The 9,911-nt window shown below is 37.3% G+C and carries 9 protein-coding genes and 2 pseudogenes; 8 read left to right on the top strand and 3 right to left on the bottom strand.

The window, feature by feature from the left end:
• Positions 1 to 321: 321 nt before the first annotated feature.
• Positions 322 to 1,089, bottom strand: a complete 768-nt coding sequence (locus tag VLZ86_RS09000; protein ID WP_325450495.1) for a TerB family tellurite resistance protein — start codon at positions 1,087 to 1,089, stop codon at positions 322 to 324.
• A 200-nt stretch (positions 1,090 to 1,289) separates the two neighbouring features.
• On the opposite strand from VLZ86_RS09000, the gene VLZ86_RS08995 reads away from it, so the two are divergent.
• The 7 genes and pseudogenes from VLZ86_RS08995 (at position 1,290) to VLZ86_RS08965 (ending at position 5,386) form a co-directional block, all read left to right on the top strand.
• Positions 1,290 to 1,700 carry a BrxA/BrxB family bacilliredoxin gene (locus VLZ86_RS08995; RefSeq protein ID WP_325450493.1) on the top strand — a complete coding sequence of 137 codons (411 nt, stop codon included), beginning with the start codon at positions 1,290 to 1,292 and terminating at the stop codon, positions 1,698 to 1,700.
• A 134-nt stretch (positions 1,701 to 1,834) separates the two neighbouring features.
• A complete protein-coding gene (locus VLZ86_RS08990; protein ID WP_325450491.1) occupies positions 1,835 to 2,245 on the top strand; it encodes a hypothetical protein in 411 nt (136 codons plus the stop codon).
• 20 nt (positions 2,246 to 2,265) lie between these two features.
• Positions 2,266 to 3,003, top strand: a complete 738-nt coding sequence (locus VLZ86_RS08985; protein WP_325450489.1) for a lysophospholipid acyltransferase family protein — start codon at positions 2,266 to 2,268, stop codon at positions 3,001 to 3,003.
• 12 nt (positions 3,004 to 3,015) lie between these two features.
• Entirely contained in the window at positions 3,016 to 4,005 is a 990-nt protein-coding gene (locus tag VLZ86_RS08980) for an acyl-ACP desaturase (RefSeq protein ID WP_325450487.1), read from the top strand.
• 222 nt (positions 4,006 to 4,227) lie between these two features.
• Positions 4,228 to 4,488, top strand: a pseudogene (locus VLZ86_RS08975) (GxxExxY protein).
• Positions 4,485 to 4,580, top strand: coding sequence for a GxxExxY protein (locus VLZ86_RS16310; protein WP_325450501.1), 96 nt, complete (start codon positions 4,485 to 4,487; stop codon positions 4,578 to 4,580). Before VLZ86_RS08975 ends, VLZ86_RS16310 begins: the two are co-directional and overlap by 4 nt.
• Positions 4,581 to 4,729: 149 nt before the next feature.
• Entirely contained in the window at positions 4,730 to 5,386 is a 657-nt protein-coding gene (locus tag VLZ86_RS08965) for an HD domain-containing protein (protein ID WP_325450485.1), read from the top strand.
• Here VLZ86_RS08965 and VLZ86_RS08960 read toward each other — a convergent pair.
• Positions 5,359 to 6,132: pseudogene (locus tag VLZ86_RS08960) on the bottom strand (TraB/GumN family protein). The gene VLZ86_RS08965 and the pseudogene VLZ86_RS08960 sit on opposite strands and share 28 nt — an antisense overlap.
• 121 nt (positions 6,133 to 6,253) lie before the next feature.
• Positions 6,254 to 7,327 (bottom strand): PA0069 family radical SAM protein, encoded by a 1,074-nt coding sequence (locus VLZ86_RS08955; RefSeq protein ID WP_325450483.1) that lies wholly within the window; start codon positions 7,325 to 7,327, stop codon positions 6,254 to 6,256.
• Between the two features lie 235 nt (positions 7,328 to 7,562).
• On the opposite strand from VLZ86_RS08955, the gene VLZ86_RS08950 reads away from it, so the two are divergent.
• Positions 7,563 to 9,725 carry a S46 family peptidase gene (locus VLZ86_RS08950; protein WP_325450481.1) on the top strand — a complete coding sequence of 721 codons (2,163 nt, stop codon included), beginning with the start codon at positions 7,563 to 7,565 and terminating at the stop codon, positions 9,723 to 9,725.
• Positions 9,726 to 9,911: the final 186 nt, after the last annotated feature.

Here is a 9,911-nt window from a genome sequence, read left to right as displayed (position 1 = left end):
GATTTACCATCTTCTTTTAATTCAACAATCAATGAAGGTTGCTCGTCGCGAGACTCTCTTGAAATGGTAAACGTGTGCCTTAGTTTCAAAACATAGGGTCTTAATATCAATTGCATAGTATAAGATTTAATACATTTTTTGAATTAACATCAATAAAATGTCTATTTATAAAAAACTAAATTAATGAATTTATAGGGGTTTGAAGAGTTACGAAAGAATAAATATATGCGGAACAAGACCAAGCGATTTTTAACGGGAAGAAAACTGAGATCTTTGCCATCCAGAGTCGATTTCAAATCTATTGATTTTTTAGAATAAGATTTAAAACCTACGTTCCTTTTGTAATTTCTCATAAGCTTCCTGAACTTGTCGGAATTTTTCCACAGCACCTTTTTGATGTGCTTCGCCCAAGTGGATCACCCGATCCGGATGATATTTTTTAGCCATTTTTCTATAAGCCGTCTTAATTTCGTCATTAGTAGCTTCTTTTGTGATTTCAAGTATCTTATAAGCATTGTCACTGCTGTCATAAAACATGGCCTTAATGCTTTCATAATCTCGAGAGCTGATGCCCAAATACCCCGAAATAGTATGAATTTGATTGACTTCCGAATCCGTCACCATGCCATCGGCTCTAGCGATCCCGAATAGGAAATGCAACAATTGCAAGCGCGAGGCATGATCCATCATCTGTTGGATTTGCATACATACCTGACGCACTGGAATTTGTTGCTGATTAATACCCTTAAACAATTTAAATGCTTTATTGGCGCGTTCCTGCCCGTACATATTTACAAATTGCTGTCGGACAAAATCCAGTTCGCGCTGGTCTTGATGGCCGTCGGCCTTAATCACCACAGACGCCAAGATTAAAAGGCTCACTTCAAAGTCGCCGGGCTGGGTTTGCGGTTGTGCCTGTCTTCTGTAAGTTGGCTGATTTTTCTGCTTGGTTTGCCAATCGCCCAAAAGTGGGGTGCCACTTTCAGAGACTGAATCTATAATACTTCCCAATACCAACCCAATAATAGCACCAATTGGTCCACCAAAAGACCATCCTAATCCTGCGCCTATCCATTTTGAAAAACTCATCTATCTGTTTTAATTTTAGTAGTTCAAATATACTATAGTTAGTCATTTGAAGTTCTAAATAATTACTTAAATTTCCATTGACAACAGAAATACTATCATTCAAACTACCAACCAAGGACAAATATAATAAGGCGATTTTTTCATATCTTTGCAGTCCCGAACTTCGGGATGAATTATTAATCTTTTAAATATCATAATATATGTATCCAGCAGAATTAGTAAAACCAATGCGAGAAGACTTGACCAAGGTTGGATTTGAAGAATTACATACCGCTCAAGACGTCGATACGGCTTTAGCAAAAGAAGGCACAACCTTATTAGTCATTAATTCAGTTTGCGGTTGTGCTGCGGCAAATGCACGTCCGGGAGCGCGAATGAGTTTACAAAACGAAAAACATCCTGACCATACAGTTACTGTATTTGCAGGCGTTGACAAAGAAGCTGTTGCTCAAGCAAGACAGCATATGGTTCCATTTCCTCCAAGCTCACCAAGTATGGCTTTGTTTAAAGATGGCGAATTGGTGCACATGTTAGAGCGTCATCATATTGAGGGAAGACCTGCAGAATTGATTGCAGAAAACCTTGTGGATGCTTATAATCAGTACTGTTAAAAAGCTAGAAGCTTGAAGCACGGTGCTTGAGGTTTCAGAATTAAATTTTAAAAACCACGGTAAACTTATCGTGGTTTTTTTGTTGACAAGCAACCATTTCAAACAAAATGCATCTTTTTTAAAAGTACTTTCCTATGAAAAAATCAGCTTTCGTTTTAAAATTATCTGTACTATTTCTCTTACTGACCGCTAATAAATGTGATGACCCGGAGAATAGTTCCTGTGAAGACTATGTTTCACAATTAGACGGTTTGAGAGTAAAAATTGAAAACCTTGCAAATACTTCAGTGTGTAAGGAGAATTTTGAATGTCGTTACATGGCTTTTGGGAGTAAACCCTGCGGTGGACCTTGGAATTATTTGGTCTATTCAACGTCCATTGATACTTTGGAACTCCACAGCCTGGTAAACGCTTATAATAAAATGGAACAAGAGTTAAATGTGGCCTGTGAGCGAGTTTCAGATTGTATGATGGTTAATCCCCCGCAACGTTTGGAATGTAAAAACAATAAATGCATTGCCATTTATAATAGGTTTTTAGAATGAGTTTTTGTTAATTTTGCAACATGAGAAAAATATTAGCCTACCCATTAACTGTTTTATATTTCATTTGTTTTGGAATCACTTTGGTAGTATTCCATCCCATTCAATGGATCTGTTTTAATGTGTTTGGCTATCAAGCTCATAAAATCAGTGTGGATTGGCTTCAGTTTTTTTTGATGCGCTGCCTAAATGTTTTAGGGACCCGATTCACCTTCACCAATCCTTTTGATATTGACACGGACCAACCACTTATTATAGTGGCCAACCATCAAAGTATGTACGACATCTCTCCAATTATGTGGTATATGCGCAAACACCATCCTAAATTTATTTCAAAAAAAGAACTGGGCAAAGGCATCCCAAGTGTTTCTTACAATTTACGTCATGGAGGCTCTGTATTGATTGATCGTAAAAATCCGAGGCAAGCCATACCCGCCATAATAAAGTTTGGCGAATATATTGAAAACAACAAACGCGCAGCGGTTATTTTCCCAGAAGGCACGAGAAGCAAAACAGGTGTGCCAAAACCTTTTCAAACAAAAGGATTGGAAATGATGATCAAAAAAGTGCCCTCAGCGACCATAGTTCCTATTAGTATCAACAACTCTTGGAAGATGTTGCGCTACGGGAAATTTCCGATGGGTATTGGAAATCATTTGAAATTCACCGTACATCAACCTATCAAAATTGCTACCTTTGTAGATAAACAAGAATTAATCCGATCTGTTGAAGAGACGATTTCTTCTAATATTCATCCCTAAAATTACAAGATTATGTCTTTAAAAAATGTGAGATTAGAAGTGATGCAACACTTGGAAAAAGACGTCGAATCACTTATAGAAAAATATTTAATTCCCATAGATAAAATTTGGCAGCCCACTGATTTTTTACCAGATTCAGAAAGCGACAGCTTTTATGACGATGTTAGGGAAATTCGTGAATTATCTAAAGACTTACCCTATGATTTTTGGGTGGTTTTAGTAGGTGATATGATAACGGAAGAAGCCTTACCAACTTATGAATCTTGGTTGATGGATGTAGAAGGTGTAGATCAGGTAGGTCGAAATTCGTGGGGTAAATGGGTGCGTCATTGGACCGCTGAAGAAAACCGACATGGTGACGTGCTCAATAAGTATTTGTACTTGTCCGGCCGCGTCAATATGAGAGAAATTGAAAAAACGACACAACATTTAATTGCTGACGGATTTGATATTGGCACTGATAGAGATCCTTATAAAAACTTTATTTATACTAGTTTCCAAGAATTGGCCACTTATGTTTCCCATAATCGTGTGGGAAAAATTGCCAGAGAAAAAGGAAATAGGTCACTGGCCAGAATGTGTAATATCATTGCAGGCGATGAAATGCGCCATCACCATGCTTACTCTGAATTTGTAGAACGCATTTTCGCGGTAGACCCGAACCAAATGATGATCGCATTTCAAACCATGATGAAGCAAAAAATCACCATGCCCGCACATTTCTTGAGAGAATCTGGCAATGAGATTGGCACCGCCTTTGAAGAGTTTTCAAATACCGCACAACGTATTGGGGTTTACACCTCTGCTGATTATGTGGATATTTTGGAAAAACTGATCGACCGTTGGGAAATTGGCAATATTAAAAATCTTTCTGACGACGCCGAAAAGGCAAGAGATTACCTCATGAAACTTCCAGACCGAATGAAACGTTTGGCAGGCCGTATGAGAATTCCTGAAAATTCTTATCAATTTAAATGGGTGGAACCTGCGAGCTTGAAATAGATGCAGCGCTGAACTCGCCGATAAATCAGATTTTCACTGTTCATAATTCTCAAAAACTCAAAACTATAGTCTGTAGATAACAATTCATCGCACTTCTGACGGCAATCATTTTAGTCATAAAAAACAGCGTCAACTGCGTTGCGTTTTTTTTTGGAAATCAATAATTTTAAGACTTTCTTTTAGGTAAAACTATCCTATTAGGAAAATTATAAACATTCAGAAATTACAGAACATATTGTTAAGTGCCTCTACAATGCTTATAACCAGCTAGGTTATGGTTTTATTGAAAAAGTCCATGATAAATCCATGTTCAGAGAATTGAATAATATAGGCCTGTTTCTAGAACGATAAAAACCCATTAGTGTTTATTACAAGGAACAGAAAGTTGGCGAATACTACGCCGACCTCATCCTATCAGAATGTGTGATTATAGAAATAAAAGCAGCTGAATCAATTGTGAAGAACATTAATTTCAACTCATAAACTATCTCAAAGCAACCGATATTGAAGTAGGTCTCCTACTCAACTTCGGGAAAAAGCCTCAAATAAAAAGAGAGATTTATTCTAATCAATAAAGACTTTAGATTCTAAAATTAGAACACGGGTGACACAGATAAAACAGATTTACACCGATTTTAGACGATAAAATCTATAATTGTATTATTATATTAAAACTTTCATCAATGAAAATCATAAAAAATCCGCGTTATCAGCGTTCTATTACATGAACATCAAAAAAAATCAAATCTCACAAACTATCGCTTTCGTCAAAGAACAATTAAAAAATGCTGAAGGCGGCCACGACTGGTTTCATATTGAACGGGTTTACAAAAACTCATTATTAATTGCGAAACATGAAGTAGTTGATGTTTTCGTAGTACAGCTTGGTGCGCTGCTTCATGATATTGCCGACAGTAAATTTCATAATGGCGATGAAACTGTAGGACCGAAGATCGCCCGTCAGTTTTTAACGGCCAACGATGTGGATGCTGTAGTTATTGATCACGTCATCAAGATCATTGAGAACATCTCTTTTGGTGGTGGCAATGAAGTTCAAAAATTTAAATCTCCGGAACTTGATGTCGTGCAAGATGCCGACCGATTGGATGCCCTAGGCGCTATCGGCATTGCACGGACGTTCAATTATGGTGGCTTTAAAAATAGAGTTCTTTACGACCCCTCAATACCACCAAATTTGGACATGTCCAAAAAGGAGTACAAAGCTTCAAATGCCCCAACCATCAATCATTTTTATGAAAAGTTATTGTTGTTAAAAGACAAGATGAACACGGAGACAGGACGTAAAATCGCTTTAAAGCGGCACCAGTTCATGGAGTACTTCCTTAAGCAGTTCTATGCGGAATGGGACGGCGAAAAATAAAAAGACCTAACAGTCGCGATAGCTATCGGGACTGTTAGGTCTGGAGAGGTATAACCCGCTTTTCTCAATAGGTTGACAACACCCTGATCTCCTCCAAGATGGGCTGCACCAACACCATAAAATGTAGAAGCTTCTTTAGAGAATTTAGCAATTTCTGGAATCCAATTATTATTTCTTTCATCTAAAAATTTCTCCATCATTACAATATCACCTTTCATATATTCATCCATATACCCATATATTGCCTCAATATCTTCGGAAACGTAGAGTTGTGCCATCTTGTTAAAAATCTAAGCATTTTCTTCGGGCTTGCTAATCATTTCGACAAGATCATCTATCTGTTTTTCATAAGGTGCGGCATCAAAAACTGCCACTTGAGATGCGAAAGTTTCTAAGCCCTCAATTTCTTTTTTGGCTTCTTTTGCCTTTTGCATCAAGTTCATCTCAAAACTGGCTAAAGGACCATCAACCGACGCCATTAAAATAACAGACATTAACATAAACGGTTTCACGGTATTATACATTTGCATGCCGGATCCCGTTTTTTCCTTTAAAAAGTTATCCAATAATTCATACTCACTCTCGTCCATGTAAGACTTCAGCTCTGTTCCTTTCTCTAAATAAGAAAGCACCATCATATCTTTCATAAATTCTGGAGCTGACATATCTACTTCCAAAACAACCTGCTCGGAGGCTTCAAATGCAGATTTTACTTTGTCCTTTAACTCAAAGTCTTTTTCAGGAATAAGGTGACTAAAGTGTCTAATTCTTGAGCATTTATTGAAAAAACACCAATTAAAAACACAAAAAATAAAAGTTGTTTACTCATTAAAAGCGGACATAAAATAAGATGTCAAATTATAAGGATTAAAATAACTTTAGCTGCCCATCCTTGAACTGTTCGTGAAGCGACGAATTGAGTGTTGGCATCGATTTGTTCTTAAAATATTTAAGCTTTGCGAGTTTCACCATATCGTTGATTTGTTTGGCAATCTCACCTTCACCGTGCATGCGTATTCCAATGCGCGAGTCATTCAAACTCCCACCGTGACAACTCTCAATTTGATGCAATACTTTATCTGCACGATCAGGCATCGTTTTTTTAATCCAATCGGTGAAAATTTCAGCTATCGCGCCGTTCAATCTTACGATGGTATGCCCCATATTCAAAGCACCCATTTCTGACACTTTTTTTGCCAGTGCCAAGACCTCATGACTGTTTATGGAAGGAATAATGGGTGCCATCATGACGTTGACGGGAATGCCATGATCTGATAATATTTTTACCGTTTCCAATCGCTTTTTTATGGTTGCCGTTCTGGGTTCTAACACACTCCTGGTATCCTCAGAAAGCGAGGTTATGGATATATTGACCGCTATTAAATTGTCCTGTCCCAGTTCTTTTAATAAATCTAGATCACGAAGGATCAAGGCGTTTTTAGTAATAATGCCCACCGGATGTTTATATTTTAGAAAAACTTCCAAACACCTTCGGGTAATTTCAAATCGCTTCTCAGCGGGTTGGTAGCAATCTGTATTTCCAGACATCACAATAGGATGCGCTTCCCAACTTTTTCTTTTGATGAAATTTTCCAACAAAGCTGGTGCGTCTTTTTTTACCAAAATCCGACGTTCAAAATCCAAACCTGCGCTATAACCCCAAAACTCGTGGGTATTTCTTGCATAACAGTAGATGCATCCATGTTCACAACCTTGATACATATTCATGGAATATCCCATACCCACATCTGGGCTTGCCACTTTGTTGACAATCGTTTTTGGAAAAACCTCCAGAAAGAGCGTTTTATTTTTATCGGCCTCTTCGCCTTCCTTGGCACAGAATTCGAGAAAATCATCCCGAACTTCGTGACTTAATTCGAAGAAGCGATTGGGCACGTTAATTTGTGCTCCACGACCTTTTAAAGTAGGATTTGGGTCCATAATTATAATTTTATTGATAATTCCCGTCGTTATAACGAGCGTTTAAAGTTACTTTCAAATCCATCTATTTGATGGCTACAGAATGTAGAAATTTAGTTTACCCCCTCATTCCGAAACACATATACTTTTTAAACTTTCGTAAAACAGTTAAAAAATAACAAGGTTTTAACACTACTAAAGACCTTAAAACATATAAAAAATCGATAATTTTGGAACTCACAAATAATTTAAAAACATGAAGAAAATATTGCTTTCCCTCACCATTTTTATGATGACCTTTTCATCTGTCCTTAAAGCAGATGAAGGCATGTGGTTTTTAATGCATATTGAACGTCTTAACCAAAGAGACATGCAAAAAATGGGGCTTCAATTAACTGCTGAAGAAATATACAGTATTAACAATAGAAGTTTAAAAGACGCCATTGTACAATTTAATGGTGGATGTACTGCCAGTATTGTTTCAGATAGCGGTTTAGTATTGACCAACCACCACTGTGGCTATGATGCCATTGCGGAATTATCTTCGGCCGATAGAAACCATCTTAAAGATGGCTATTGGGCAAAATCACTAGATGCAGAATTAAAACCAGAAAATTTATACGTCAGATTCTTTGTGAGAATGGATGATGTTTCCACTCGTATCTTATCGCAAGTGAATGATACCATGTCTGAAAAAGAACGTGAAGCTGTTATCAATAAAGAGATTGCTAAAATTGAAAAAGAAAATAACGACGGTGGAAAATATACCGTTTCTGTTCGATCTTTCTATCAAGGGAACGAATTTTACTATTTTGTTTATGAAGACTTCAAAGATGTTCGCTTAGTTGGTACACCTCCAGAAAGTGTTGGTAAATATGGTGGTGATACGGACAACTGGGAATGGCCAAGACATACTGGCGATTTTTCCTTATTCAGAGTGTATGCTGACCAAGATGGAAATCCAGCAGAATACTCTACGGCTAACGTGCCTTTAAAATCAAAATACCATCTTCCTGTAAGTATTGATGGGGTTAAAGAAAATGATTTCGCAATGATCTTAGGATATCCAGGAAGAACCAATCGTTGGATGCCTGCACAAGGGGTTGAGCAAAACGTAAAATATGCTTATCCTGCTTGGGTTGAAGGTTCAAAGGTGAGCATGGACGTCATGAAAAAATACATGGATAATGACGAGGCCATCAATTTGATGTACGCGTCTTCATATGCCAGTATTGCCAACTATTGGAAAAATCGTGGTGGTATGATTGATGCTTTAACCGATCATAAAACAGTAGCAACGAAAACTAAAGTTGAGGACGCTTTTAATAAATGGGCCAATACCAAGAAAAACAAAGCTAAATATGGCAATGTGATTTCTGATATCAATGCTTATTACAAGTTGACCAATGATAAGGCGAAACATGACAACTACCTAACCGGTATTTTACGTGGCAGTAAATTTGCCGCCTTACCATACAGAATGGGAGGTGCTTTGGAACAATATGCTGCTGCAAATGAGGCCGCTCGTGAGAATATGCTTCCAAGGTTAGAATCGTTTATAGAAAGCTCTTATAAAGATTACCACTTGCCTTTAGAAAAAGAAATTCTTGCCAAACAATTGAATTTGTATGCTTCTAAAGCCAATTATCCTCTTCCTGAATTGGTAAAAGAAGTGGGTGATAAAAACAACAACGACTTTACAGCTTTTGTAGATTCTGCTTTTGATTCCAGCATTTTCACTTCAAAAGAAAACGTCATGGCATTTTTACAAAACCCTGATGTTTCAAAATTAGAAAGTGACCAATTATACAAATTGTCTAGACAGTTATTGACAAAATACAGAGAACAACCTGAAAACTTGATACAACCAGAAAACGATTATCAAGCTGCCTTTAGAAAATTAGTGGCTGGTTTACGCGAATCTGGATTGAGCAATATTAAATATCCTGATGCTAACTCCACCTTGCGATTGAGCTATGGAAAAGTGAGAGCTTTACCTAGAAAAGACGGCGAACAGAATGATGCAGAGGTTAATAACTACACGACCTTAAAAGGGATGGTTGCGAAATACGTTCCGAATGATGATGAATTTGACTTGCCACAAGACATGTTGGATGCTTATGAGAAAAAAGATTACGGACGTTATGCCAACGAAAAAGGTGAACTGTCAGTAAACTTTTTATCAGATAATGATATAACCGGAGGCAACTCAGGATCTCCAGTGATCAATGGGAAAGGCGAATTAATTGGATTGGCTTTTGACGGAAACATTGAAGCGATGGCTGGTGATGTTATTTTCGATGCGGATTTACAAAGAACCATTAATGTGGACATCAGATATGTCCTTTGGCTGATCGACAAATATTCAGGCGCTAAGCATATTGTTGATGAATTGACGATTGTTGGCGGGAAATCTTAATTAAAAAATTGACCTATTTTGCTTTTAGCAAATAGAAGCAAGACAGAAATTTGAAATAAAAAATGCGAACTATAATTGGTTCGCATTTTTTTATAGAATCATTTGAGAATTTTTGCTCCCTTTAGGGCGGGGCAAACAAAAAATCGGCATTGTATTTTCATTTTTTAATTCTTATGACTAAAAACG

It is taken from the genome of Gelidibacter sp., from assembly GCF_035515035.1.
Lineage (GTDB): Bacteria > Bacteroidota > Bacteroidia > Flavobacteriales > Flavobacteriaceae > Gelidibacter.
The sequence above is the reverse complement of the archived record's forward strand: the minus strand, read 5'-3'. Positions and strand labels throughout refer to the sequence as shown.

What these genes read in the sequence shown, in the direction of transcription:
- VLZ86_RS09000 (WP_325450495.1), bottom strand. Translation starts at nt 1,089, where the DNA reads ATGAGTTTTTCAAAATGGATAGGCGCAGGATTAGGATGGTCTTTTGGT.
- VLZ86_RS08950 (WP_325450481.1), top strand. Translation starts at nt 7,563, where the DNA reads ATGAAGAAAATATTGCTTTCCCTCACCATTTTTATGATGACCTTTTCA.
- VLZ86_RS08990 (WP_325450491.1), top strand. Translation starts at nt 1,835, where the DNA reads ATGAAAAAATCAGCTTTCGTTTTAAAATTATCTGTACTATTTCTCTTA.
- VLZ86_RS08955 (WP_325450483.1), bottom strand. Translation starts at nt 7,327, where the DNA reads ATGGACCCAAATCCTACTTTAAAAGGTCGTGGAGCACAAATTAACGTG.
- VLZ86_RS08995 (WP_325450493.1), top strand. Translation starts at nt 1,290, where the DNA reads ATGTATCCAGCAGAATTAGTAAAACCAATGCGAGAAGACTTGACCAAG.
- VLZ86_RS08985 (WP_325450489.1), top strand. Translation starts at nt 2,266, where the DNA reads ATGAGAAAAATATTAGCCTACCCATTAACTGTTTTATATTTCATTTGT.
- VLZ86_RS08965 (WP_325450485.1), top strand. Translation starts at nt 4,730, where the DNA reads ATGAACATCAAAAAAAATCAAATCTCACAAACTATCGCTTTCGTCAAA.
- VLZ86_RS08980 (WP_325450487.1), top strand. Translation starts at nt 3,016, where the DNA reads ATGTCTTTAAAAAATGTGAGATTAGAAGTGATGCAACACTTGGAAAAA.